The organism is Dyella thiooxydans (assembly GCF_001641285.1).
GTDB lineage: Bacteria > Pseudomonadota > Gammaproteobacteria > Xanthomonadales > Rhodanobacteraceae > Dyella_A > Dyella_A thiooxydans.
On record NZ_CP014841.1, the window covers coordinates 925,324 to 949,685 of the forward strand.

19 protein-coding genes and 1 tRNA gene are annotated in these 24,362 nt (G+C 68.7%); 14 read left to right on the forward strand and 6 right to left on the reverse strand.

Features of this window, described 5'->3' with window-relative positions; translation table 11 throughout:
* Window positions 1–167 precede the first annotated feature (167 nt).
* From ald to ATSB10_RS04330, 4 genes are all read left to right on the forward strand, one after another.
* Window positions 168–1,223 carry an alanine dehydrogenase gene (gene ald, locus ATSB10_RS04315; protein ID WP_063670761.1) on the forward strand — a complete coding sequence of 352 codons (1,056 nt, stop codon included), beginning with the start codon at window positions 168–170 and terminating at the stop codon, window positions 1,221–1,223.
* Between the two features lie 230 nt (window positions 1,224–1,453).
* Window positions 1,454–3,784, forward strand: a complete 2,331-nt coding sequence (locus ATSB10_RS04320; RefSeq protein ID WP_063670763.1) for a DNA translocase FtsK — start codon at window positions 1,454–1,456, stop codon at window positions 3,782–3,784.
* 202 nt (window positions 3,785–3,986) lie between these two features.
* Complete coding sequence (gene lolA, locus ATSB10_RS04325) at window positions 3,987–4,649, forward strand: outer membrane lipoprotein periplasmic chaperone LolA (protein WP_063670764.1); 663 nt, start codon at window positions 3,987–3,989, stop codon at window positions 4,647–4,649.
* A gap of 10 nt (window positions 4,650–4,659) precedes the next feature.
* Window positions 4,660–5,349, forward strand: coding sequence for a YoaK family protein (locus ATSB10_RS04330; protein ID WP_063670765.1), 690 nt, complete (start codon window positions 4,660–4,662; stop codon window positions 5,347–5,349).
* 4 nt (window positions 5,350–5,353) lie between these two features.
* Here the strand turns inward: ATSB10_RS04330 and ATSB10_RS04335 are convergent, their stop codons facing one another.
* On the reverse strand, window positions 5,354–8,401 hold the full coding sequence (locus tag ATSB10_RS04335) for a ligand-binding sensor domain-containing diguanylate cyclase (protein ID WP_063670766.1): 3,048 nt from the start codon (window positions 8,399–8,401) through the stop codon (window positions 5,354–5,356).
* A 211-nt stretch (window positions 8,402–8,612) separates the two neighbouring features.
* Here ATSB10_RS04335 and ATSB10_RS04340 point away from each other — a divergent pair, with 211 nt between their 5' ends.
* On the forward strand, window positions 8,613–9,950 hold the full coding sequence (locus ATSB10_RS04340; RefSeq protein ID WP_063670767.1) for a replication-associated recombination protein A: 1,338 nt from the start codon (window positions 8,613–8,615) through the stop codon (window positions 9,948–9,950).
* 64 nt (window positions 9,951–10,014) lie between these two features.
* Here the strand turns inward: ATSB10_RS04340 and bla are convergent, their stop codons facing one another.
* Window positions 10,015–10,980, reverse strand: a complete 966-nt coding sequence (gene bla / locus ATSB10_RS04345; RefSeq protein ID WP_063670769.1) for a class A beta-lactamase — start codon at window positions 10,978–10,980, stop codon at window positions 10,015–10,017.
* Window positions 10,981–11,068: 88 nt separating this feature from the next.
* Window positions 11,069–11,806, reverse strand: a complete 738-nt coding sequence (locus ATSB10_RS04350) for a DUF3047 domain-containing protein (RefSeq protein WP_063670771.1) — start codon at window positions 11,804–11,806, stop codon at window positions 11,069–11,071.
* Window positions 11,807–11,963: 157 nt separating this feature from the next.
* Here ATSB10_RS04350 and serS point away from each other — a divergent pair, with 157 nt between their 5' ends.
* From serS to ATSB10_RS04380, 6 genes are all read left to right on the forward strand, one after another.
* Entirely contained in the window at window positions 11,964–13,244 is a 1,281-nt protein-coding gene (gene serS, locus ATSB10_RS04355) for a serine--tRNA ligase (RefSeq protein WP_063670773.1), read from the forward strand.
* Window positions 13,241–13,618, forward strand: a complete 378-nt coding sequence (locus ATSB10_RS04360; protein ID WP_063670775.1) for a hypothetical protein — start codon at window positions 13,241–13,243, stop codon at window positions 13,616–13,618. Before serS ends, ATSB10_RS04360 begins: the two co-directional genes overlap by 4 nt.
* A 111-nt stretch (window positions 13,619–13,729) precedes the next feature.
* Window positions 13,730–13,819, forward strand: a tRNA-Ser gene (locus ATSB10_RS04365).
* A gap of 142 nt (window positions 13,820–13,961) precedes the next feature.
* A complete protein-coding gene (locus tag ATSB10_RS04370) occupies window positions 13,962–14,357 on the forward strand; it encodes a response regulator (RefSeq protein WP_063670777.1) in 396 nt (131 codons plus the stop codon).
* A 77-nt stretch (window positions 14,358–14,434) separates the two neighbouring features.
* Window positions 14,435–15,850, forward strand: coding sequence for a cryptochrome/photolyase family protein (locus tag ATSB10_RS04375; RefSeq protein WP_063670779.1), 1,416 nt, complete (start codon window positions 14,435–14,437; stop codon window positions 15,848–15,850).
* Between the two features lie 154 nt (window positions 15,851–16,004).
* A complete protein-coding gene (locus ATSB10_RS04380; protein ID WP_063670781.1) occupies window positions 16,005–16,265 on the forward strand; it encodes a hypothetical protein in 261 nt (86 codons plus the stop codon).
* A gap of 82 nt (window positions 16,266–16,347) precedes the next feature.
* Here the strand turns inward: ATSB10_RS04380 and ATSB10_RS04385 are convergent, their stop codons facing one another.
* The 3 genes from ATSB10_RS04385 to ATSB10_RS04395 are packed head-to-tail and all read right to left on the reverse strand — an operon-like array spanning window position 16,348 to window position 20,494.
* Window positions 16,348–17,529, reverse strand: a complete 1,182-nt coding sequence (locus ATSB10_RS04385) for a cation:proton antiporter (protein ID WP_063670783.1) — start codon at window positions 17,527–17,529, stop codon at window positions 16,348–16,350.
* A gap of 55 nt (window positions 17,530–17,584) precedes the next feature.
* The gene (gene nhaD, locus ATSB10_RS04390) at window positions 17,585–18,976 is read right to left on the reverse strand and encodes a sodium:proton antiporter NhaD (protein WP_063670785.1); all 1,392 of its coding nucleotides are present in this window, start codon (window positions 18,974–18,976) and stop codon (window positions 17,585–17,587) included.
* Window positions 18,977–19,024: 48 nt separating this feature from the next.
* Entirely contained in the window at window positions 19,025–20,494 is a 1,470-nt protein-coding gene (locus ATSB10_RS04395; protein ID WP_063670787.1) for an MFS transporter, read from the reverse strand.
* A 137-nt stretch (window positions 20,495–20,631) separates the two neighbouring features.
* On the opposite strand from ATSB10_RS04395, the gene ligA reads away from it, so the two are divergent.
* From ligA to epmA, 3 genes are read left to right on the forward strand one after another with little or no spacing between them, the layout of a single operon-like run.
* Window positions 20,632–23,016, forward strand: coding sequence for an NAD-dependent DNA ligase LigA (gene ligA, locus ATSB10_RS04400; RefSeq protein WP_063670789.1), 2,385 nt, complete (start codon window positions 20,632–20,634; stop codon window positions 23,014–23,016).
* A complete protein-coding gene (locus ATSB10_RS04405; protein ID WP_063670791.1) occupies window positions 23,013–23,405 on the forward strand; it encodes a VOC family protein in 393 nt (130 codons plus the stop codon). Before ligA ends, ATSB10_RS04405 begins: the two co-directional genes overlap by 4 nt.
* Entirely contained in the window at window positions 23,402–24,361 is a 960-nt protein-coding gene (epmA, locus tag ATSB10_RS04410; protein WP_063674330.1) for an EF-P lysine aminoacylase EpmA, read from the forward strand. Before ATSB10_RS04405 ends, epmA begins: the two co-directional genes overlap by 4 nt.
* The last annotated feature ends 1 nt before the right edge of the window (window position 24,362 follow it).

Here is a 24,362-nt window from a genome sequence, read left to right on the forward strand (position 1 = left end):
GCCAGCGTCGTCAGAAGCTACCGGCACGGGAGGTGGCGGCAGGTTCCCTCAGGTCCGCAAGGATGGGGAACCGGGCAGCCCGATTCAAGCGTCATGCAGATGGCTTTCCCAACCCACGCCGGCGCTGCTTGGCGCCGACGCCACGAACTCCACAGGACTGCTTCCCCATGCGTATCGGTATCCCTTCCGAAACCAAGACCCTCGAAGGTCGCGTCGCCCTGGTCCCCGCTGCCGCCGCCGACCTGGTGCGCCGCGGCCACGAGGTTTTCATCCAGGCGGGTGCCGGCGAGAAGAGCGGCTTCTCCGATGAGGCCTACACCAGCCAGGGCGTCACGGTGGTTCCCGACGCGGCCGCGCTCTACGAGAAGGGCGAGCTGATCGTCAAGGTGAAGGAGCCGATCGCCGGTGACCTGGCCCTGCTGAAGAAGCACCACCTGCTGTTCTGCTACCTGCACCTGGCCGCGGAGCCGGAGCTGACCAAGAGCCTGCTCGACATCGGCCTGACCGGCGTGGCGTTCGAGTCGGTGGAAGAGAACGGCGGCCTGCCGCTGCTGCTGCCGATGTCGGTGATCGCCGGCCGCATCGCCACCCAGATCGGCACCACGCTGCTGCATCGCCCGCAGGGCGGCAAGGGCAAGCTGCTGGGCGGCATGGCTTCGACCTCGCGCGGCAAGGTGGTCGTGCTCGGCGGCGGTGCCGCGGGCAAGGCGGCGGCCTCGCTGGCCGCGGCCGCTGGCGCCCGCGTGGTGGTGTTCGACAAGCGCCAGGATCGCCTGGCCGAGATGATGGAGCTGGGTGCGAACGTCACCTCGCTGTACGCCTACGAGTCCTCGGTGGCCGAGGAAGTGCGTGACGCCGACCTGGTGGTCGGTGCCGTGCTGATTCCCAGCGCCAAGGCGCCGCGCGTGGTCACCGAAGCCATGGTCAAGACCATGGAGAAGGGCAGCGTGCTGGTGGACATCTCGATCGACCAGGGCGGCTGCTTCGAGACCTCGAAGCCGACCACCTGGAAGGAGCCGACCTACGACGTGCACGGCGTCACCCACTTCTGCGTGACCAACATGCCGGGTGCGGTACCGCAGACCTCGTCGCTGGCGATCTCGGCGGCGATCCTGCCGTACGTGCAGCGCCTGGCGGCCGGCAACGAGTGGCGCGACTTCGCCCCGCTGAAGGCCGGTATCAACGTCGACGGCGGCAAGCTGGTGCATCCGGCGCTGCAGTAAGCCCTCCGGCCGCGCCCGAAACCGGGCGCTGCCCGGCACCCCCGTAGGAGCCCGCTCGCGGGCGATGCATTTGCTTTGATGTCGATCCAAAGCGAAGAGCATCGCCCGCGAGCGGGCTCCTACGTTTGGTGCGCGTGTTCCCCGGCACGGTTGTGCTCTTGCACGTTCCTCCAGACGCGGCCGCCTGTGTAGACTTGGGCGGATGCTCTCATCCAGGGAAGTCCGTACCGGTGGCGCGTAGCGCGAACGTCAAGAAAGCCAAGAATCCCCCGCCGGCCCTCAGCGACGAGATCAGGCGTCGCCTGCGTGAGGCCGGCGCCCTGTTGCTGCTGCCCCTGGCGCTGTACCTGCTGGTGTGCCTGTTCAGCTACAACGAGCAGGACCCGAGCTGGGGTCACGTCGGCACGCTCGATCACGCGCGCAATTTCGGCGGCGCCATTGGCGCCAACATCGCCAATCTGCTGCGCTACATCTTCGGCCTCGTGTCGTACGCGTTTCCACTGCTGCTGTTGATACTTGGCGTGCAGGTGCTCCGTCACCGCGGCGAGCGCAACGTGCATCCGTGGGAGCCGTCGTTGCGGCTGATCGGCTTCGTGTTCTTCTTCATCACCCTGCCGGCGCTGTTCGCGATCAATGCCAACCGGCCGGATACGGTGATGCCGCAGGGCGTGGGCGGCATCACCGGCCAGTGGCTGGGCAACGCGCTGCTCGGTGCGCTCGGTTCTACCGGCGCGCCGCTGCTGCTGCTGGCGCTGTTCCTGGTCGCGGTGACACTGGCCACGGGACTGTCCTGGTTTCGCTTGATGGACTGGACCGGTCAGGCCACCCTGCGTGTGGCCGGCTGGCTCGGCGGCAAGATGCGCAAGGCGCCGGAGGTGATGGCCGCGCGCCAGGCCCGGGTCGAGCGCGAGGCAGTAAAGAAGACCGAGGCGGTCAAGCAGGCCAAGCGCGAACCCGTGCGCATCGAGGCACCGCCGACGCCGGTGGCCAAGAGCGACCGCGCCCGCCAGGAAACCCAGATCCCGCTGTTCGTCGGCGCCGCCCAGCCGGGCGAGCTGCCGCCGCTGTCGCTGCTGGACGAGGCACCGCCGCAGGGGCCGGGCTATTCGGAAGAGACGCTTGAGGTGCTGTCGCGCCAGGTCGAACTGAAGCTCAAGGATTTCCGCATCGAGGCCAAGGTGGTGGGCGTCTATCCCGGGCCGGTGATCACCCGCTTCGAGCTGGAGCCGGCCGCCGGCGTGCGCGGCTCGCAGGTGTCCAGCCTGGACAAGGACATCGCCCGCGGCCTGTCGGTGGTCAGCGTGCGCGTGGTCGACGTGATCCCCGGCAAGAACGTGATCGGCCTGGAGATCCCCAACGCCAAGAAGCAGATCGTCTACCTGTCGGAGATCCTGCGCTCGGACAAGTACGACGCGATGAAGTCGCCGCTGACCCTGGCGCTGGGCAAGGACATCGGCGGTCGCCCGACCGTGGCGGATCTGGCCAAGATGCCGCACCTGCTGGTGGCCGGTACCACCGGCTCGGGCAAGTCGGTGGCGGTCAACGCGATGGTGCTGAGCCTGCTGTACAAGGCCAGCCCGAAAGACGTGCGGATGATCATGATCGACCCGAAGATGCTGGAGCTCAGCGTCTACGAGGGCATCCCGCACCTGCTGGCGCCGGTGGTCACCGACATGAAGGAGGCCGCCAACGCGCTGCGCTGGTGCGTCGCCGAGATGGAGCGCCGCTACAAGCTGATGGCCGCGGTCGGCGTGCGCAACCTCGCCGGCTTCAACAAGAAGGTGACCGAGGCGGACAAGGCCGGCCAGCCGCTGCTGGACCCGCTGTTCCGGCCGAACCCGGAGATGCCGAACCTGGCCGCCGAGCCGCTGGAGCCGCTGCCGTACATCGTCGTGATCATCGACGAGTTCGCCGACATGATGATGATCGTCGGCAAGAAGGTGGAGGAACTGATCGCCCGCCTGGCGCAGAAGGCCCGCGCCGCCGGCGTGCACCTGGTGCTGGCCACGCAGCGTCCGTCGGTGGACGTGATCACCGGCCTGATCAAGGCCAACATCCCGACCCGCATCGCGTTCCAGGTGTCGAGCAAGATCGACTCGCGGACCATCCTGGACCAATCCGGTGCCGAAGCGCTGCTCGGCCACGGCGACATGCTCTACCTGCCGCCCGGTACCGCCGCGCCGGAGCGTGTGCACGGCGCCTTCGTCGACGATCACGAGGTACACCAGGTGGTGGCCTGGCTTAAGTCGCAGGGCGAGCCGCAGTACATCGAAGGCGTGCTGGAAGAGGTGCAGGCCACCGCCGACGGCAAGTTCATCAACGAGTCCGGCCTGCCGCAGGACGGGGAAGAGGGAGGCGACGCCGACACCCAGCTGTACGACAAGGCGGTGGCCATCGTCACGCAGACCCGGCGCGCCTCGATCTCCGGCGTGCAGCGCCACCTGCGCATCGGCTACAACCGCGCCGCGCGGCTGATCGAGCAGATGGAGGCCGACGGCGTGGTCAGCGCGCCCCAGCACAACGGCAACCGCGAGGTGCTGGCGCCACCGCCGCCGAAGTAGCTCCCCCTTGGTGGGAGCCCGCTCGCGGGCGATGCTTTTGCTCTTCGCTTGGGTTGTAGGAGCCCGCTTGCGGGCGATGCTCAGGCCTTTTGTCTCATTGGCAGATCAGGAGCAGGAGCATCGCCCGCGAGCGGGCTCCTACAATCGCGATTAAGCTCCCGCTCCGCACACTTCCACGTACCGCCCCTACGCCCAGGTTCCCATGAAGCGTTTCGTCTCCCTCTTCTTCGCCATCCTGGCCCTGTCGCTGGCCGGCTTCGCCCACGCGGCGACCGACACGGCGCGCGCCCGGCTCGACGCCTTCGCGCACGACCTGCACTCGCTCACCGGCCGCTTCAGCCAGACCCTGACCGACCCCAACGGCCACGACGGCAAGACCAGCTCCGGCACGCTGGCGCTGGAGGCGCCGCGGCAGTTCCGCTGGGACACGCTGGCCCCGTACAAGCAGACCATCGTCGCCGACGGCAGCCGCGTGTGGATGTACGACCCGGAGCTGGAGCAGGTGACCGTGCGCACCCAGAGCAGCGCCGAATCGCACAGCCCGTTGACCGTGCTCACCGACGTCAAGCGGATGGATCAGGAGTTCACCGTGACCGAGCAGGGCGCGCATGATGGTCTGCTGTGGCTGCGCCTGACCTCCCGGTCGAAGGATCCGCAGTTCGACCATGCCGATCTCGGCTTCGGCGAGGATGGCCTGGACGAGATGGTGTTCCGTGACCAGCTCGGCGCCACCACGCTGATCCGGTTTTCCGACTGGAAGCGCAATGCGCCCATCCCGGACAGCACGTTCAATTTCACCCCGCCGCCGGGCGCCGACGTGATCGGCGATGCACCCGTGCTGACCACCCAGCCGATCAAGGACTGAAGCCACCGTCATGTTGCGCCAGCTGCCGCGTTGGGCCTGGATCGGCGGCGGATTGCTGGCGCTGGTTGCCGGCTGCATCAACTCGGTCGGCTACCTGTGTTTCCGCCACCAGCCGATCACCCACCTGACCGGCACCAGCACCGAACTCGGCCTCGCGGTGGCCCGGCTGGACCTGGCCGAGATCGCGCACTGGGGGCTGGCGATCCTGTCGTTCCTGGGCGGCGCCATGGCCAGCGGATTCATCGTGCAGCAGCGCACGCTGCAGCTGGGCCGCCGCTACGGCGCAGTGCTGATGATGGAGTCGCTGCTGCTGTTCGCGGCCACGCCGCTGATTGCCGCCCATCACGATCTGGGGATCTACCTGGCTTCCGCCGCCTGCGGGCTGCAGAACGCCATGGTCAGCACCTATAGCGGCGCCACGTTCCGCACCACCCACGTGTCGGGCATCTTCACCGACCTGGGCATCTATCTCGGCCAGCGCCTGCGCGGGCTCGAAGTGGACATGCTGCGCATCCATGTCTGCGTGCTGGTGGCCAGCCATTTCATCATCGGCGCGATCCTCGGGACCCTCGGTTTCGCGCGTATGGGCGAGCGTGTATTGCTGATACCGGCGACGCTCACCGGCGTGGTCGGGCTCGGCTACGCGGTCTACCGGCATTACGCGATGACGCGCGACGATTCCCCCGGCCAGCCGGACTGACTGCTCAGTCGCCGGCCAGCACCACGCAGTTGCGGCCGCGACGTTTCGCTTCGTAGAGCGCGGCATCGGCGCGGGACAGCCATTGCTCCATGCTCTCGTGCCGATGGATGGCGGCCACACCGATGCTGGTGGTGACGCGGATGCTGCGTCCTTCGTGATGGACCTCGGCACGGGCCAGCGCCTCGCGGATGCGCCCGGTCGCCCGCATCGCCTCGGTCGCCGTGCAGTCGGGCAGGCAGATCACCAGCTCCTCGCCGCCGTAACGGCCCACCAGGTCGCCCGGGCGGCACTGACTGATGATGATGTCGGTGATCGCGCGGATCACCGCATCACCGGCCAGGTGGCCGTAGCCGTCGTTGATTTCCTTGAATCGGTCCAGGTCCAGCACCGCGAGGCATGCCTGGCCTTCGGCGGAGAGTGCGCGCACGCCTTCGGCCAGGGCCAGGAAGCGGCGGCGGTTGTAGACCCCGGTGAGCTCGTCGGTACCAGCCAGCTTGTCCAGCCGCGCATTGGCTTCCTGCAGGTCATGAGTGCGCTCGTCGATCTGCCGCTGCAGCCGTTTGGCCTGCCGCCGCAGATAGATCGTGCGCAGGTGGACCAGCGCGAACACCGCGGCGATGCCGGCCAGGATCACCAGGGTGCGCAGCCAGACCGTTTCGTACCAGCGCGGCTGCACCACGACCCGCAGGTCGGACTCGACCGTGGTCGGAAACATGCCTCGCGTGGTGGCGCGCAGCCGCAGCGAGTACTCGCCGTGCGGCAGGTTGGTGTAGACGGCGTTGGGGGACGAGCCCACCGGTATGTCGGTCCAGCCGTCGTCGAAACCTTCCATGCGGTAGCTGTAGCGCGTTTCCAGCGGAGCGCGGTAATCGAGCACGGCGAAGCTCAGCTGCAGTCCGCGATGGCCATTGTTGATGGTCAGGGTGTCGCCGGATCGGGGCAGTGCTCCGGGCGGCAGCTCCTGCCCACCGACCCGAGCCGAGGTGACCGACGGAGGAGGGACCTCGGCCGGCTTTTCCTCATTCGCGTGCCTGCGCACCAGGGTGAGGCCTCCCTGGCCGCCGAACAGCAACGATCCGTCGGGAGCCCGCGCCGTGGCGAGGTAGATGTAGCTGGGGATGTGCAGTCCGTCGCGTGCGCCGAGGTTGCGGACCTCACCGGTCGCGACATCGATCATGGCGATGCCGTTGGACAGGCTGGTCCAGAGATGGCCGCGGTCGTCCGGCAGCACGGCATTGACCTTGTCGCTGGACAGCCCCGAGGCGATATCGAAGATGCGGAACCGGGCCTGCGGATCGAGCCGGCCTCCCGGCAGTTCGGCCACGCCGCCGAAGGTGGCCAGCCACAGGTTGCCGCGGGCGTCCTTGGCGATCGAGCCGACGTAATCGTGCGGCAGGCCGTCCGGCCGTCCGGGCTGCTGGCGGATGTTGCGGAAGCCCCGGTCGTCGCCGGCCCGGTCCGCTACGCTGATGCCGGCCGTGGTGGCGTACCAGATCTTGCCGTCCACCTGGGCGATGTAGCGCACCGTGTCGCTGGCCAGCGAAGTCGGATCGGCCGGATCGTGGCGGAAGTGGTCGAGCTGCCCTGTGGCCGGGTTGTACCGGTAGACGCCGTCGTAGGTGCCCATCAGCAGCACACCGTCCACGCTGGTCATGCTAAGGACCGGGTGCGTGGACAGTGGCGCAAGGACATCGTTGGTGACGTGCAGGGTGTCCGGGTCGATCCGGGCCAGGCCCAGCGTGCCGACCCAGATGGTGCCGTCCGGCGTTTCGGTGAACGCCAACACGTCGCGATGACTTTGCGCGCCGCCCATCACCAGATGCTGCAGCCGGCCTTGCGCAAGGTCCACGAGGTCGATGTGACCGTTGCCCAGTCCCAGCCAGATGCGCTTGCGGCTGTCGACCAGCATGCCCTGCACGTTGCTCTCGGACAGGCCGTACCGGGCCAGCGGCGAGGGCAGCAGCGCGCACACCATCTGCGCCTGGGTGTTGGTGTGTGCGGCACCCAGGTCGGTGGCGACCCACATGTTGCCCGTACTGTCGAACAGCAGGTCGCGGATCGAGTCGCCCTGCAGCGACGAAGCCACTGCTGGATCGTGGGCCAACTGGCGCACCGATGGCTGACCGACACGGTAGGTCAGTACGCCTTCGCCATCGGTGGCGATCCACTCCTCGCCCGTGGCGGACTGGGCGAAGTGGCGCACGGTCGGAAAATTACGCCGCTGCGGTGAGGGACTGAAGCCGGGTACGGCATGCCAGCTGCCGTCGCCGTCCCGGTACACCACGCCGGCCTGGCCGCTGCCCACCCACAGGCGACCGTCCGGGTCCTGGTGCAGTGCCCAGACCTGGTTGTGCAGGACGGCGGAGACGGTGGGATTGGCCGCATCGACCCGGTTGAAGGCCGTCGCTCCGGCGCGGCGAACGAACAACCCGCGGTCGTTGCCTAGCCAAAGGTCGCCCTTGTCGTCCTGCAGCACGCTGAAGTTGCGCGGTGCCGCTGCCGTACCGATCGGCACGGCAGCGATCTTGCCGCTCGCCACGTCGAGATGGTCGATGCCGCGGTCGGTGGCGACCCACACGCCACCACGTCCATCGCCGGCCAGGTCGTAGATCTTGGGGTCGGATATCCCGCCTGCGCCGGTGGGGTAGGCCTGGAACCGGCCAGTCGAGGCCTGGAAGCGGGCAAGGCCTCCGGCATTGGTACCCACCAGCATGTCGCCGCCGGGCAGCGCCAGCAGGGTGCGGACGTAGGCGTCACGCAGGGCGTCCGGCGCCCGGCCGCCGTCGAACACCTGCATGCGGAAGCCGTCATAGCGAACCAGCCCGCCCATCGTGCCGATCCACACCACGCCCCGCGTGTCCTGGGCCAGCGCAGTGGTGACCGAATGCGGCAGGCCCTCGCGGGTACCGACGCGCTCGAACCAGGGAGTGAGGAACGGTGCCCACGGATCGGCGTCCATGGCGTGCAGGGATGGGACCGTTCCCACCCAGAACAACACCAGCAGCCAGATCGACGACCACCTTCCGAATGCCCCCCCCGATCGCATGCTCATGCGCCCGTCATACCCCCGGTTTCCGGAAGCACGGCAGCCTGCAGTCGAGCCGGGCAGGTGGGCGGGGGGCACGACGATCCGGGCATCACAGGGTCCGGTCCGGGGAGGGTCTTGGGCGGAATGATACCGGCTGACCGGTGGATTGTCGGGTGCTGAAGGTTTCATGCGTTCGCAAGGCGGCCGGGCCCGGGCCTTGCCTTATCATCGCGGGATGTCGCGCTCCTCCCTGACCCCCGACGGCAGTCTGTTTGCCGAGCCCGAAGCGCTCAAACCCCTGGCCGAGCGCATGCGCCCGCGTACGTTGGACGAGGTGGTCGGCCAGCAGCGGCTGGTCGGCCCGGGCAAGCCGCTGCGGCGGGCGCTGGAGGCCGGCCGGGTGCACTCGATGGTGCTGTGGGGGCCGCCGGGCTGCGGCAAGACCACCCTGGCGTTGCTGGTGGCGCGCTACGCCGAGGCCGATTTCCGCGCCATCTCGGCGGTGATGTCCGGCCTGCCCGAAGTGCGCAAGGCGCTGGCCGAGGCCGAGGGCAACTTCGCCCAGGGCCGCCGCACCGTGCTGTTCGTGGACGAGGTGCACCGCTTCAACAAGGCGCAGCAGGACGCGTTCCTGCCGCACATCGAGCGCGGGGTGATCGTGTTCGTCGGCGCCACCACCGAAAACCCCTCGTTCGAGCTGAACTCCGCACTGCTCTCGCGCTGCCGCGTGCACGTGCTGGAGGCGCTGTCGCCCGACGACATCGTGCAGGCCCTGCACCGGGCGCTGGACGATGGCGAGCGCGGACTGGGCGGGCAGGGGCTGGCCGTGCCCGACGAGGCGCTGCGGCTGATCGCCGAGGCGGCCGACGGCGACGTGCGCCGCGCGCTCACCCTGCTGGAGATCGCCGCCGAGCTGGCTGACGATGGCCGCATCGACCAGACCACGCTGGAACAGGTGCTGGCCGACCGCACCCGTCGCTTCGACAAGGGCGGCGAGCAGTTCTACGACCAGATCTCGGCGCTGCACAAATCCGTGCGCTCGTCCGACCCGGATGCCGCGGTCTACTGGCTGTGCCGCATGCTCGACGGCGGCTGCGATCCGCTGTACCTGGCGCGCCGGCTGACCCGCATGGCGGTGGAGGACATCGGCCTGGCCGAGCCACGCGCCTGGCGCATGGCGCTGGACGCCTGGGACACCTACGAGCGGCTGGGCAGCCCGGAGGGCGAGCTGGGCCTGGCGCAACTGGCGATCTGGCTGGCCATCGCGCCGAAGAGCAACGCCGCCTACACCGCCTACAACCAGGCCCGCGCCGTGGTCGCGCAGACCGGCACGCTGGAGGTGCCGATGCACCTGCGCAACGCCCCCACCAAGCTGATGAAGGGCCTGGGCTATGGCAAGGGCTACCAGTACGACCACGACGCCGAAGGCGGCATTGCGCTCGACCAGCAACTGCTGCCCGACGCCCTGGTCGGCACCGAGTTCTACCAGCCGGTCGACCGCGGGCTGGAGATCAAGCTGCGCGAAAAGCTCAGCGCGCTGCGCGAGGCCCGGCGGCAGGCGCGGCAGAAGTAGTTCGGCCGGGCGAGCACACGCCGTAGGAGCGCACCCTGTGCGCGACCCCGGCAAGCCGTGATGCCTACTTCTCGCCCACACCCCTCACCACCACCCGCCCCAGCTCCGCGAACAGCGCATTGCGCTCCTTCGCCGACTGCGTCGAGCCGGTAAGAAATGCCGCCACCACCACCGCCCGGCCATCCGGCCAGGCGATCACGCCGATATCGTTGAATGCCGCCGTGATGCCCTCGAACGTGGCCGACGTACCGCCCTTGTGCGCAAACCGCACGCTCTTCGGCAGGCCCGGTTCGATGCGGAACGGCGGCGTGTGGGTCATCGTGTCCAGCAGCAGGCGGGTGGACGGCGCCGACAGCAACTCGCCCTGCCACAGCTGGCGCAGGAAGCTGGCCGCCGCGTCCGGCGTGCTGGTATCCCGTGGCCCGGCCATGTAGGCCAGTTCGCCGCGACGGATGCGGGCATCTTCCTCGGCCGGGGTTTCGTGGGGCGGCGGCTGGTCGTGAGCATCCAGCCCCATCACATCGTGGTAGATGGCGCCTTCGCCGCGGTCCACCCGCAGGCCATCGATGCCATGCGAGCGAAGGAAGGCGGTGACGCCAGCTGGTCCGCCGGCCAGCGGCAGCAGCGCGTCGGCCGCGGTGTTGTCGCTGTCGGCAACGGCCGCGACCAGCAGCTCACGCACGGTGAAATGCATCGCCTCGCCATGAAAGCGATCGGCGATTGCACTGCGTCCATGGCGAAGGTCGGCGCGGGTGATCGTGACCTGCCGGTCCAGCGACAACGTGCCGGCGTCCACCCTTGCCAGCAGCGCCGCGCCCAGCGGCGCCTTGAACACGCTCATCATCGGGTAGGCGCGATCGGCCCCCGTGCGCCAGGCATGTCCGTCGCGCAGGTCCAGCACGGTGACGCCGAGCCGCCCCGGCAGGGCCTGGCGGGACAGCGCCTGCAGGCGAGCCTGCAACTCGTCGGCGAGACAGGTCTGTGCGGCCAGCAGGCCGAGTGCGGCGGTGAGCCAGGGGGCGAGGCGCATGGGCGGTTCCGGTGGTAAAGCGCGGAAGTATCGCGGGCGGCGAGGGCGCCGGCATAACCCGGCGCTGGCGAAGGCCGGGCGGCGATGATCAGTGCGGGGTGGCGGCGGACGCCGGGATGAACCGGATATCCCCGAACCACGCATTGGCCTGTGAGCGGGTGTTGTCGGTATCCGAGGCCACGGCGATGCCGGTGATCGGCGGCGGGTCGCGGCCGAAGGCCTTGCGGTAGTCGGCTGCCAGGTCGCGGGTTTCGGCGACCCACTGGCCGGCCTTCGCATTGCCGCTCTCGATCACGAAGGTGTGCACCGGCGCGTAGAACGGGTTGGGGGCGACAGTGCCGATGGCGTGGTGGTTGTCCCACACGTAGCAGATCGCCACCGCCGGCAGGTTCTCGCCGGTGAGGTGGCGGGCGATCGACAGCGTCATCCGCTGGCCGAAGCTGAGCTGGCTGGTCGGCACGTCGAAGAACACGTAGACCCGCGCGGCGAAGTCGTCGCCCGAGCGTTTGGCCAGGTTGCCTTTGGCCACGGTGTGGTCGATCTTCCAGCGCCAGGCCAGCGTCGCGTCGGGCGCGGCACGGAAGCGGTCGACGATGGCGCCGGCGCTGCGGTCGGCATCGATGTGCACCACGCTGCGGCCACCGAGCGTTTCCACCGTCACCGCGGCAGGCGGCTTGTGCCGGGACATGGTGTAGCGCTGCCAGCCGGCGGGCAGGGCGGTGCCGGTCGGTGCACGGGAGAAGTCCAGCGAGGTGGTGTCGGCCAGGGCGGGCAGGGCAAGGGCGATCAGCAGGGCCGCGAGAACGGGCCGGGAGCGTCGGTGCATCGGGGAGTCCAGGGTGATGGCGAGTGCCAGCCGGGGGCCGGACGGCCGCGGCAGTCTGGCGAACCGGATGTGCAGCGCGTGTTACATCGCATGACGTTTGCGCGTCCATGCGGGCGACCGCGATAATTCCACGCCTTGCCCGCCCGAAGGAACCACCATGCTGGACCCCGCCCTGCTGCGCACGCGCCTGGCCGAAACTGCTGCCCGTCTCCGGGAGACCCGCGGTTACGCGCTGGACGTGTCCGCCGTCGAGGCGCTCGAGAACGAGCGCAAGCGCCTGGCCACCGAGACGCAGGAGCTGCAGAACCTGCGCAACACGCGCTCCAAGGCGATCGGACAGGCCAAGTCCAAGGGCGAGGATGTGGCGCCGCTGATGGCCGAGGTCGCCGGCATCGGCGACAAGCTCAAGGCCAACGAAACCGCGCTGGCCGAGGTGCAGGGCAAGCTCGCCGACATCGCGCTGGGCATCCCCAACATCCCGCATGAGTCCGTGCCCCAGGGCAAGGACGAGCACGACAACCAGGAAATCCTGCGCTGGGGTACGCCGCGCAGCTTCGATTTCGCCATCAAGGATCACGTCGACCTCGGCGCCCGTCACGGCTGGCTCGACGCCGACGCCGGCGCCAAGCTCTCCGGCGCGCGCTTCACCGTGCTGCGTGGCCAGCTGGCGCATCTGCATCGCGCGCTCGCCCAGTTCATGCTCGACCTGCAGACCGGCGAGCACGGCTACCTCGAGTGCAACGTGCCGCTGATCGTCAACGCCGACACCATGCAGGGCACCGGCCAGCTGCCGAAGTTCGAGGAAGACCTGTTCGCCACGAACGTGGCCGAAACCAAGCGCTACCTGATCCCCACCGCCGAGGTCGCGCTGACCAACCTGGTACGCGATTCCATCGTCGAGGCGACGGAGCTGCCGATGCGCCTCACCGCGCACTCCATGTGCTTCCGCGCCGAGGCCGGCAGCTACGGCCGCGACACCCGCGGCATGATCCGCCAGCACCAGTTCGAGAAGGTGGAGATGGTGCAACTGGCCACGCCGGAGCAGTCGTTCGACCAGTTGGAGGAAATGGTCGGCCACGCCGAGGCCGTGCTGCAGAAGCTCGGCCTGCCGTATCGCAAGGTGCTGCTGTGCACCGGCGACATGGGCTTTTCGGCGGTGAAGACCTACGACCTGGAAGTGTGGCTGCCGAGCCAGGCCACCTACCGCGAAATTTCCAGCTGCTCCAACTGCGGCGACTTCCAGTCCCGCCGCATGCAGGCGCGCTGGCGCAACCCGGCCACCGGCAAGCCGGAGCTGCTGCACACCCTCAACGGCTCCGGCCTGGCGGTGGGCCGCACCCTGGTCGCGGTGATGGAGAACTACCAGAACGCCGACGGCTCGATCACCGTGCCCGAGGCGTTGCGCCCGTACCTGCGCGGCGCGGACAAGCTGGCGTGAGCACGTCCACCCGCCGCTCCTGGGACAAGGTGGAGCTGTTCACCACCTTCAGCCTGTTGATCGTGCTGGCCACGGTGCTGGTGACCCGGCTCAGCTTCGCCGACGTGTGGAAGCTGCCGCCGGTGGACCTGGTGCTCACCTGGATGGCCTTGGCGTTCACCGCGCTGGCATTGTGGCTGGGGCGCACGCGCCGCTGGCTGCGCATCAGCGCTGTTGCCTTTGGCGCCGCCACCCAGCTGGTGCCGATGGTGGTGCGCCAGCCGGTGCTGATCCTGCCGCTGCTCGGCGCGATCGTCCCGGTAATCATCCTGGCCGTTTCGCTCGCCGTGCTGTCGCGCAAGCGCCCCGAGCCGCGGTCTGCGCCGCGATCCTGATACCATGCGCGGCGGTTGCCGCATTTGCGGCCGCACCCAGGGGCCGGCCTCAGCGCTGGTTCCGACGAAAGCCTGAAGCGGATGGTGCAACGCCATCCGGACAATCCAAACGGAGAGATGGCCGAGCGGTTTAAGGCACCGGTCTTGAAAACCGGCGAAGGGTCAAACCTTCCGTGGGTTCGAATCCCACTCTCTCCGCCAGTTCCGCTTCGGCCTGCTAGGATTTTTTCCTACTTCAAACAATTGTTTGTCGTGGGTCATGCCTGTTCCCTGCCAGCGACACGCGGGTACACTGTTGCAGTGCACCGTGCCCGCCGTGGGCGCGGGCCCAAGGGGGGGGGGGATGGATACCGGCCGCGCGGTCCTGATCGTCGATGACGATCCGTCGGTGTTGGAGACCATGCGCGTCCTGCTCGAGGGGCGGGCCGGTTTCCACGTGCTCACCGCGCTGGGAGCGCGCGGTGCGCTGCGTCGGCTGTATTCGCTGGAATCCCTGGATGTGCTGGTCGTGGATGTGGACGTGTCCGATGACTGCGGGGCTGCGATCTGTCATGAGGCGCTGCGGCGCCATCCGGACGTGGCGCTGGTAGCGATGTCTTCCGATGGTTCGGCACGGATCGCGTCGCCGGCATCGGCGGCCTTCCTGCCGAAGCCATTCGGCGCCCGCGAGTTGCTGGCGGCAATCGACGAGGCGAACCGTGGCGCGCAGGCGCGTCGCGAGGGTGTAGGCACAGAGTGAGTCGGGGTGCCTGAGCATCCGCCCGCGGTTTCTGCCCGTAGACTGCCATCTCAGGTCTGACGAGCCAGCGGTTTCCCATGTCCCTCGCCATCGTCTGGTTCCGCCGCGACCTGCGGCTGGCCGACAACCCCGCCCTGTGCGCTGCCTGCGCCGCCCATGAACGCGTGCTGCCGCTGTACATCCACGCGCCGCAGGAGGAGCGCGACTGGGCGCCCGGCGCGGCCAGTCGATGGTGGCTGCATCATGCGCTGGATGCGCTTCGCGCATCCTTGCACGTGCATCACGCCGAATTGCATCTGCGTCAGGGCGACAGCGAGCGGATCCTGGCGGCACTGATCAAGGCTACCGGGGCCGAGGCGGTCTACTGGAACCGGCTGTACGAGCCGGCCGCCGTCGCGCGCGATACCCGGATCAAGCAGGTGCTGCGGGAGCAGGGTGTGGCGGCGCACAGCTTCAACGGGGCGCTGTGGCGCGAGCCCTGGCAGGTGGAGACCAAAACCGGCGATCCGTACCGCGTGTTCACGCCGTTCTGGCGCAACCTGCGCACGATGATCGACGGTTCCGAGCCGCTGCCTGTGCCGCAGCCGCTGCGTGGCGCGACCGTGGACGGCGGTGTGACGCTGGAGTCGTTGGAGCTGCTGCCGCGGATCCGCTGGGACACCGGCATGGCCGAGGCGTGGACCCCGGGTGAGCGCGGCGCGCAGGAGATGCTGGAACTGTTCGCCGACGACGCGGTGAACGACTACGCCGAAGGCCGCGACATCCCCTCGCGCCACGGCACCTCGCGGCTGTCGCCGCACCTGCATTTCGGCGAGGTCTCGCCGCGGCAGATCCAGGCTGGCCTGCATCGCTTGCTGTCCGGGCGTACTGGCAGGCCAACCGATGTGGAGCCTTTCCTGCGCGAGCTGGGCTGGCGCGAATTCGCCCATCACCTGATGTTCCATTTTCCCGAAACCCACACCGCCAATTTCAACCCGAAGTTCGATGGCTTTCCCTGGGCCGCGGCCGACGAGGCGCTGATCGAGCGCTGGCAGCGCGGTTGCACCGGCATCCCCTTGGTCGATGCCGGTATGCGCGAGCTGTGGCACACCGGCTGGATGCACAACCGTGTGCGCATGGTCGTGGCCAGTTTCCTGACCAAGAACCTGCGCCAGCACTGGCATCACGGCGCACGCTGGTTCTGGGACACGCTGGTGGATGCCGATCTGCCGAACAACTCGCTGGGCTGGCAGTGGGTGGCCGGCTGCGGCGCCGATGCTGCGCCGTATTTCCGCGTGTTCAACCCGGTCAGCCAGTCGCAGAAGTTCGATCCGAAGGGCGAGTACCTGGCGCGCTGGCTGCCGGAACTGGCCGGCGCGGTGCCGGCCCTGCGGCACGAGCCGTGGAAGGATCCGTCGCTGCTCAGGCGCTCAGGGTATCCGGCGCCGATGGTGGATCTGGGCGAGTCGCGGGCAGCGGCATTGGCGGCTTACGGAACGCTGCAGGGACGTTGAGGTTACGGGACGGGCGCGGTCGGGGCATTTTGTCCCACCCGAGCGATGTTCAAGGAAACGGGAACATGCGGCTAACAGGTGACGGTCCACATTGAACGGTGCTGGCAGGCACTTCCTACCAGCCGACGACCCGGTCCGCGCCCGAGGATTCCCCATGACGACCCACACCACCCCGCTTGTCCATCCACGCGAGCTGTCGCATCGCTGGTTCGGTGGCGTTCGCCGTCTGTTCGGGCGACCCGAAGTCCCGGTCTCCAAGCCTGCCGATGCGCCGATGAGTCGTCGGCACGTGTTGCTCGCGCAGCAGGAGTCGAAAAAGCGGGCCGAGCGCATCCGGCTGATGGAGATCCTGCGTCAGTCGAAACGCGACGCCCCAAGGGGCTGGCGTCTCTTTCGCCACGTCGCCGGGAAGTAACGCCTGCCCCGCACAAGGGCGCGCCTTCGGTCCCCCATGGGCTTCGGCGAAAATCTCCGCGCAGCAGGGGGCGTGAGGGTGATCAGGTTTCCGCGGTCGATCCACGCTTGAGCAGCATCGCCAGCACCGGCGGCGTGACCATCGCAGTGAGCAGCGACATCGCCACGATGATCGCGTAGACGCGCTCGTTGAACACTCCCGCGGCCAGGCCAAGGCTGGCGATCACCACGCCTACCTCGCCGCGCGGCACCATGCCGAAGCCGACAATGGTGGCGCTGCGATTGCCCAGCGCCAGCGCGCCGAGGAAGCCGCCAGCGAGCTTGGAGACGATCGCGATCACGGTGACGACGGCCAGCATCACCAGCGCGTCCACGCTGGCCAGCTCGGACAGGTTCACCTTGGCGCCGGTGATGACGAAGAAGAACGGCGTGAGGAAGGACAGCAGGGGCAGGGTCTTGTGTTCCAGGTCCTCGCGCTGGCGGGTTTCCGAGGCGATCATGCCGGCGAGGAAGGCGCCGATGATCGCGGCCAGGCCGAAGCGCGTGGACAGCCAGGCCAGGCCCAGGCAGAGCGCCAGCACCAGGGTCAGCGGCGAATGCGGACTGATCGGCTTCTCCAGCCAGCCGGAGCCGCGGCGCATCACCTTGGTGCCGCCCCAACCGATGATCGCCACGAAGCCGACCGCACCGGCCAGGGTGAGCAGCAGCGACTGCAGGTTGAGTTCGCCGCCGCCCTGCAGCGAGGACACCACACCGAGCAGCAACATGGCGAGGATGTCGTCGATCACCGCCGCACCGAGGATCACCCGGCTCTCCACCCGCGACAGCACGCCAAGCTCCTGCAGCACGCGCGCGGTGATGCCGGCCGAGGTGGCGACGAAGGCGGCGGCGACGAACAGCGACTTGATCCAGTCGAAGCCCTCGCCATGCGCCCACAGTGCGCCGCAGCCGAACGGCAGGATCACGCCGAGCACGCCGACCAGGAAGGCGCTCTTGCCGACTTTCTTCAGGTCGTCCAGCCGGGTTTCCAGGCCGACCGAGAACAGCAGCAGCACCACGCCGACCTCGGCCAGCACGTCCAGTGGGGTGCCGGGCAGGATCTGCTCCGGGGTCAGCCAGCCCAGCGCGGAAGGGCCGACGACGCAGCCGGCGGCGATCTCGCCAACCACGCCGGGCAGTTTCAGCCGCTGCGCGATCTCGGCGCCGATCTGTGCGGCGATGAAGATCACGAACAGGGTCAGCAGGATGTCGGCGGCGTGGTGCATGCGTCGGTCTCTCCCTGGATTCGCGGCCCATCCTACAGGGCGGCGATGACGTCGATCAGCCCTGGAACACGTGTCCGGCCAGCCACAGGTGAAGTGCGATGCTGGCGACATAGCCGAGCGCGATCGCCCAGGTCCAGCGCAGGTGGCTCATGAAGGTGTATTGGCCGCGCGAGGCACCCATCAGCGCCACGCCGGCCGCTGAACCCACCGACAGCAGACTGCCGCCGACACCCGCGGTGAGGGTGATCAGCAGCCACTGCGCCTGGTCCATCGGCGGGTTCATCTTGATCACCGCGAACATGATCGGGATGTTGTCCACTACCGCCGAGGTGACGCCCATGATGGTGTTGGCCAGGGTGTAGCCGAGGTTGCCGTAGAGGTGGTGCGAGGCCAGCTCCAGGTAGCCCAGCGCGGCCAGGCCGCCGACGCAGGCGAACACGCCGTAGAAGAACAGCAGGGTGTCCCACTCGGCGTTGGCGATGATGCGGAAGATCGAATAGCTCTGCGGCTCCTCGCCCTGGGCCAGCGCGTAGCGGCGCTGGTGGCGGTCGATGCGGGTGGCCACCAGGTTGAGGAAGGCGAGGCCGGTGAGCATGCCGTAGGCGGCCGGCATGCCCAGCCACTGGCGGCCGATCACGGTGATCGCGATGGTCAGCGCGAAGGTCAGACAGATGCCGATGGCGCCGGGCTTGAGGTGGCCGCCGCTGCCGGCGCTGTCCGGTTGTCCCTTGGGCAGCGCGAAGGCCATCAGGATCGCCGGCACCAGCCAGTTCACCAGCGACGGGCCGAACAGCCGGAAGAAGTCGAAGAAGCCGCTCTTGCCGGCCTGCCACACCATCAGCGTGGTGATGTCGCCGAACGCGCTCCAGGCGCCGCCGGCGTTCGCCGCGACCACCAGGTTGATCATCGCCAGGGTGATGAAGCGATGGTTGCCGCCGGCCACGGCCAGGATCACCGCCGACATCACCAGCGCGGTGGTCAGGTTGTCCAGCACCGGCGAGAGGAAGAACGCGAGCAGGCCGGTGATCCAGAACAGCGAGCGATAGCCGAAGCCACGCCGGATCAGCGCATCGCGCAGCGCTTCGAACACGTTGCGCTCGCCCATTGCGGTGACGTAGGTCATCGCCACCACCAGGAAGAAGAAGATCTCCGCGTACTCGAGAAACATGCCCTCGAAGGCGGTGGCGGCCGGCGTCACGCTCCGGGCCGGGTCGCCGGTGACCCACGCGATCATCCCCCAGATCAGCGCCGCGGCCAGCATCACCGGCTTGGACTTGGCGATGGCCAGGTGCTCTTCGAAGATCACCGCCAGATAGGCCAGCACGAACAGCACCAGCGCGACCACGCCGACCGGGTGGTTGGTGAGATGGAAATTCACGTCCCGGGTCTCGGCTGCCGCAGCGGGAGCGCTGGCGAGCAGGGCGGCGAGGGCGAGAGTCCAGCGCATTCGGGCGGTCCTTGGCGAGTGGAACGGGCCAGGAAGATTAGCAGCCCGCTATGCGTCCACGGCACCGTCCCGGCGGCTGGCACCGGGATGGTCGGGCCGCAGTCGCAGAAAGATCGTGGCGGCCAGTGCGGTGACCGCGGCCAGCACCAGCACGGTGACATGGAACGCCGTCACGTAGGCATGCGCGGCATGCACCTGGCGGCCGACGAACACCTCCATTAGCAGCGAGGCGAAGGCGATGCCGAAGCTGATCGACAGGTACTGCGTGGTCGAGGCCATCGACGAAGCCATCGAGGCATGGCGGATGTCCACGTCGGTGTAGGCCAGCGTGTTCATGGTGGTGTACTGCAGGCCGGTGAAGCAGCCGTAGACGAACACCAGGATCGCGATCAGCCAGGTCGGCGTGCTGCCGTCGACCTGCGAGAACACGGCCAGCATCACCGCGACGGCAGTCGTGTTGGCGAGCAGCAGCCGGCGATAACCCAGTCGCAGCAGCAGCCGGTTCACCACCCATTTCGAGCTGATCGAGCCCAGCGCCTGCGGCACCATCATCAGGCCGGCCAGGGTCGGCGACCAGCCGCAGCCGACCTGCAGGAACAGCACCAGCAGCAGGAACATGCCGCCGATGCCGAGTCGGGTGAACAGGTTGCCGACCAGGGCCACCGACAGGCTGCGCACCCGCAACAGGGTGAGATCGGCCACCGGGTGTTCGGTGCGCCGGCTGTGCCGGACGTAGATGGCGCCCAGCAGCACGGCAAGCGCGATGCATGCGGCTACCAGCATCCAGTGGTGGATCTGCGCACCGGCCTGCTCCGAAGCGGTCAGCAGCAGGGCCGACGCGGCAGCGAACAGCAGGAAACCGGCCGTGTCGAACGGACGTGCCTGCTCCAGCCGGTATTCAGGCATGTCGCGCTGGTTCATCCACAGTCCGGCCAGGCCCACCGGGACGTTGATCAGGAAGATCAGCCGCCAGCTGGTGAACTCCACCAGCAGGCCGCCGAGCAGCGGTCCGAGCACCGAGCCGAGCAGGCCGAAGGTGGCCACCGTGCTCATCGCCGGTACGTACTCGCGCTTGTCGATGCTTCGCACCAGCACGTAGCGGCCTACCGGCATCAGCGAGGCGCCGCCGATGCCCTGGATCACACGGGCGAAGACCAGCTCCGGCAGGGTCTGCGAGATGCCGCAGAGCAGCGAGCCGATACCGAACACCGAGATCGCGGCCGCAAACACGCGGCGCGTGCCGAAGCGGTCGCACAACCAGGGACTGGCGGGGATCAGCACGGCCAGGGTCAGCACGTAACTGGTCAGCGCGGTGCGCATGCCCAGCGGTGTCACACCCAGCGCCCCGGCCATGGCCGGCACCGCGGTGTTGACGATGGTGGAATCCAGCGCCTGCATGAAGAACGCGGCAGCGACCAGCCACAGCAGGCCGCGATAGCGGACACGCGACGACTCCGCGGCAGTGGCGGCAGGTGCGTCGGTCAGGGGGGCCGCGGACGTGGCGGGAGGCGGGGACATCGCTGCAATTATAGTTGTTGTGGCAGGTATCTGGTGCGGACGATCGGGCGCCGGGCCGCAGCCACTTCATGCCGCGGTCAGCCGCCGGCGACGGGTTCGCTACACTGCGCGCCTGCCTCGACACGCCAAGCTCCCGCATGACCGTTCCCCACGACATCGCCGCCCGTGCCGCCGCCCTGCGCGAACAGATCGAGCAGGCGAACTACCAGTACCACGTGCTGGACGATCCGACGATCCCGGACGCCGAGTACGACCGCCTGATGCGCGAACTGGAGGCGCTGGAAGCGCAGTACCCGGCGCTGGCTTCGCCCGATTCGCCCACCCGCAAGGTCGGGGCCCGCGCCACCGGCGGCTTCGCCGAGGTGCGTCATGCCATCCCGATGCTGTCGCTGGGCAACGCCTTCAGCGAGGAGGGCGACACCGACCGCGATCGCTTCCATGAAGTGGCCGAGTTCGAGCGGCGCATCGAGCAGACGCTGGACCGCCGCGATCCGGTGTTCTCGGTCGAGCCCAAGCTGGACGGCCTGGCGATCAGCCTGCGCTACGAGCACGGCGTGTTCGTGCAGGGCGCGACCCGCGGCGACGGCGAGACCGGCGAGGACGTCACCGCCAACCTGCGCACGGTGCGCGCGATCCCGCTCCGCCTGCGCGGTGCCGACTGGCCCGAGGTGCTGGAGGTGCGCGGCGAAGTGATCATGCTGCGCAGGGACTTCGAGGCCTTCAACGAACACGCCCGCAGCTACGGCGAAAAGACCCTGGCCAACCCGCGCAACGGCGCGGCCGGTTCGCTGCGCCAGCTCGATCCGGCGATCACGCAGAAGCGACGGCTGAGCTTCTTCGCCTACGCCGTCGGCGTGGTCGAGGACGGCGAGCTGCCGCCGACCCACTCGCAGACGCTGCAGAAGCTGCGTGACTGGGGCTTCCCGGTGTCGCCGGAGGTGTCCACCGCCACCGGCTTCGACGGTCTGATCGCCTACTACCGCGCGATCGGTGCCAAGCGCGATGCGCTGCCGTACGACATCGACGGCGTGGTCTACAAGCTGGACGATTACGACGGCCAGCGCATCATGGGCTTCGTCTCGCGCGCGCCGCGCTGGGCGATCGCGCACAAGTTCCCGGCGCAGGAGCAGATGACCCGGGTCGAGGCGATCGAGATCCAGATCGGCCGCACCGGCGCGGCCACCCCGGTGGCGCGGCTGGCGCCGGTGCAGGTGGCCGGCGTGACGGTGACCAACGCCACGTTGCACAACGCCGACCAGGTGGCGCGGCTCGACGTGCGCGTCGGCGACATGGTGATCGTGCGCCGCGCCGGCGACGTGATTCCCGAGGTGGTGCGCGTGGTCGAAGAGCATCGGCCGGCACACACCCATCCCTGGCACATGCCGGCGCATTGCCCGGTGTGCGGTTCGGCGCTGGTGCGCGAGGAGGGCGCCGCCGCCTACCGCTGCTCCGGCGGCTTGTTCTGCGCCGCGCAGCGCAAGGAGGCGCTGATCCATTTCGCCGCGCGCCGCGCTATGGACATCGACGGCCTGGGCGAGCGCTACGTCGACGCGCTGGTCGAGTTCGACATGGTCAGGACGCCGGCCGACCTCTACGCGCTGACCGTGGACGATTTCGTTGCCATGAAGCAGCGTGCCGACGAGCGCGACGGCACGGTTCCCGAGACCGTCAAGCAGGGCAAGATCGCCACCAGGTGGGCGGAGAATCTGGTCGAGGCGATCGACGCCAGCCGCACCACTACGCTGGCGCGCTTCCTGTTCGCGCTGGGCATCATGCACATCGGCGAGAGCACGGCCAAGACGCTGGCGGCCTGGCTCGGCCGCCTGGAGTTCGTGCGCAGCATGCCGGCACCGGTGTTGCGGGTGCTGCCGGACATCGGCGCCGAGGTGGCCGGTTCCATCGCCGCGTTCTTCGCGCAGAAGGGCAACCAGCAGGTGGTCGATGCGCTGCTGGCCGCCGGCGTGCATTTCACCGACGAAGGCGAACCGTCGCCGAAGCTGCGCGAGCGGCTGGACCTCGGCGTGCTGCTGGACATCGCCAACGTGTCCAAGCTCGGCCCGAAGAGCACGAAACTCCTGGCCGCGCAGTACGCCACGCTGGAGGCGCTGGAGCAGGCCGGTTCGGCGCACTGGATCGTCGCCGGCGTGCCGCAGGCCGCGGCGATCAACCTGGAGGCGATGCTGGCCGATCGTCACCATCGCCATGCCTTCGCCCGGGCTGAACAGGCCATGCGGCACCTGCTCGCTGCGATACCGGAAGGTGCCGCCGGCGACGAGGCACCCCTGGCCGGACAGACCGTGGTGCTCACCGGCACGATGCCTTCGCTCAGCCGCGATCAGGCGAAAGACCTTCTGGAATCCCTGGGGGCCAACGTCGCCGGCTCGGTCTCCAAGAAGACCAGCTTCGTGGTGGCTGGCGAAGCGGCCGGCTCCAAGCTCGACAAGGCGAACGAGCTGGGCGTGCCGGTATGGGACGAGGCGCAATTGCTGGCGCTGCTGGCCGAACATGGGGTCGCGCCATGAGCTTGCCGGTCCTGCGCGTGGCACGGGCCTGTGGCGACCTTGAGGGCATGACGGCTCAGTACCGTGCGGGCCTGGGCCTTCACGAGCTGGGGCGCTTCGTCGATCACGAAGGCTTCGATGGCGTCATCCTCGGCGAGCCGAAGGGAGCGTGGCACCTGGAGTTTGTCCACGTGCGGGGCGAGGCGCCACCGCCTGCACCGCACCCGGAACAGGCGCTGGTGGTCTACGTGCCCGAGCACCGGGACTGGCTGGAGCGGACCGCGGCGATGGCACGCGCCGGCTTCGCCCGGGTGCCCGCCGCCAATCCCTACTGGGAGCGTCTCGGCCGGTGCTTCGTGGACACCGAAGGCGGACGGGTGATCGTGCAACAGGCGGCGTGGACGGCATGAGTCCGCGCACCGACCATGGACATCTGCATCTGCGGGCGCAGGTGTATACGCAGGTCCGCGCATTTTTCGCCCGCCGCGGGGTGCTGGAGGTGGAGACGCCGATCCTCTCGGCGGCGGGCAATACCGACCCGAACATCGAGAGCTTCGTCACCCGCTTCACCGGACACGTTGATGCCGGTGCGCCACAGCGCTGGATGCGCACCTCGCCGGAGTTTCCGCTCAAGCGTCTGCTCGCCGCCGGCGTCGGCGACTGCTACGAGCTGGGCCGGGTGTTCCGCAACGGCGAGGCCGGCGGCCGCCACAATCCCGAGTTCACCATGCTCGAGTGGTACCGCGTCGGCTGGGACCATCACCGGCTGATGGAGGAGACCATCGAGCTGGTGCAGGAGGCGCTGGCCCTGGTGGGGCGACGCGCCGAGGTGGTGATCAGCGGCTACCGGCAACTGTTCCTCGACGAGCTGGGCATCGATCCATTGCACGATCCGCTTCAGGCGCTGCAGATGCCGCTGCGCGAGTCCGGCATCGATCCGGAAGGCCTGGAGCACGACGACTGGCTGGATCTGCTGATCACGCACAGACTGCAGCCGGCGTTTCCGCCCGACCGCATCACGGTGATCCACGACTATCCCGCCAGCCAGTGCGCGCTGGCGCGCGTGCGCCCCGGCGAGCCGCCGCTGGCCGAGCGCTTCGAGCTGTATCTGGGCCGCTACGAGCTGGCCAACGGCTATCACGAATTGAACGACGCCTCCGAGCAGGCCGCGCGGTTCGCGCGCGACAACGAACGGCGCCGAGCCCGCGGCTTGCCCGAGGTGCCGCTCGACCGCTGCCTGCTCGCCGTACTCGATGCGATGCCCGATTGCGCCGGCGTGGCGCTGGGCGTCGAGCGGCTGCTGATGTGCCTGGCCGGCAGCGATGCCATCGCCGACGTGCTGGCGTTTCCGTTCGCCGAGGCCTGAC

Excerpts from the sequence above, each read along its gene's own strand:
- ald (WP_063670761.1), top strand. The coding sequence starts at position 168 with ATGCGTATCGGTATCCCTTCCGAAACCAAGACCCTCGAAGGTCGCGTC.
- lolA (WP_063670764.1), top strand. The coding sequence starts at position 3,987 with ATGAAGCGTTTCGTCTCCCTCTTCTTCGCCATCCTGGCCCTGTCGCTG.
- ATSB10_RS04330 (WP_063670765.1), top strand. The coding sequence starts at position 4,660 with ATGTTGCGCCAGCTGCCGCGTTGGGCCTGGATCGGCGGCGGATTGCTG.
- ATSB10_RS04335 (WP_063670766.1), bottom strand. The coding sequence starts at position 8,401 with ATGAGCATGCGATCGGGGGGGGCATTCGGAAGGTGGTCGTCGATCTGG.
- ATSB10_RS04340 (WP_063670767.1), top strand. The coding sequence starts at position 8,613 with ATGTCGCGCTCCTCCCTGACCCCCGACGGCAGTCTGTTTGCCGAGCCC.
- bla (WP_063670769.1), bottom strand. The coding sequence starts at position 10,980 with ATGCGCCTCGCCCCCTGGCTCACCGCCGCACTCGGCCTGCTGGCCGCA.
- ATSB10_RS04350 (WP_063670771.1), bottom strand. The coding sequence starts at position 11,806 with ATGCACCGACGCTCCCGGCCCGTTCTCGCGGCCCTGCTGATCGCCCTT.
- serS (WP_063670773.1), top strand. The coding sequence starts at position 11,964 with ATGCTGGACCCCGCCCTGCTGCGCACGCGCCTGGCCGAAACTGCTGCC.
- ATSB10_RS04370 (WP_063670777.1), top strand. The coding sequence starts at position 13,962 with ATGGATACCGGCCGCGCGGTCCTGATCGTCGATGACGATCCGTCGGTG.
- ATSB10_RS04375 (WP_063670779.1), top strand. The coding sequence starts at position 14,435 with ATGTCCCTCGCCATCGTCTGGTTCCGCCGCGACCTGCGGCTGGCCGAC.
- ATSB10_RS04380 (WP_063670781.1), top strand. The coding sequence starts at position 16,005 with ATGACGACCCACACCACCCCGCTTGTCCATCCACGCGAGCTGTCGCAT.
- ATSB10_RS04385 (WP_063670783.1), bottom strand. The coding sequence starts at position 17,529 with ATGCACCACGCCGCCGACATCCTGCTGACCCTGTTCGTGATCTTCATC.
- nhaD (WP_063670785.1), bottom strand. The coding sequence starts at position 18,976 with ATGCGCTGGACTCTCGCCCTCGCCGCCCTGCTCGCCAGCGCTCCCGCT.
- ATSB10_RS04395 (WP_063670787.1), bottom strand. The coding sequence starts at position 20,494 with ATGTCCCCGCCTCCCGCCACGTCCGCGGCCCCCCTGACCGACGCACCT.
- ligA (WP_063670789.1), top strand. The coding sequence starts at position 20,632 with ATGACCGTTCCCCACGACATCGCCGCCCGTGCCGCCGCCCTGCGCGAA.
- ATSB10_RS04405 (WP_063670791.1), top strand. The coding sequence starts at position 23,013 with ATGAGCTTGCCGGTCCTGCGCGTGGCACGGGCCTGTGGCGACCTTGAG.
- epmA (WP_063674330.1), top strand. The coding sequence starts at position 23,402 with ATGAGTCCGCGCACCGACCATGGACATCTGCATCTGCGGGCGCAGGTG.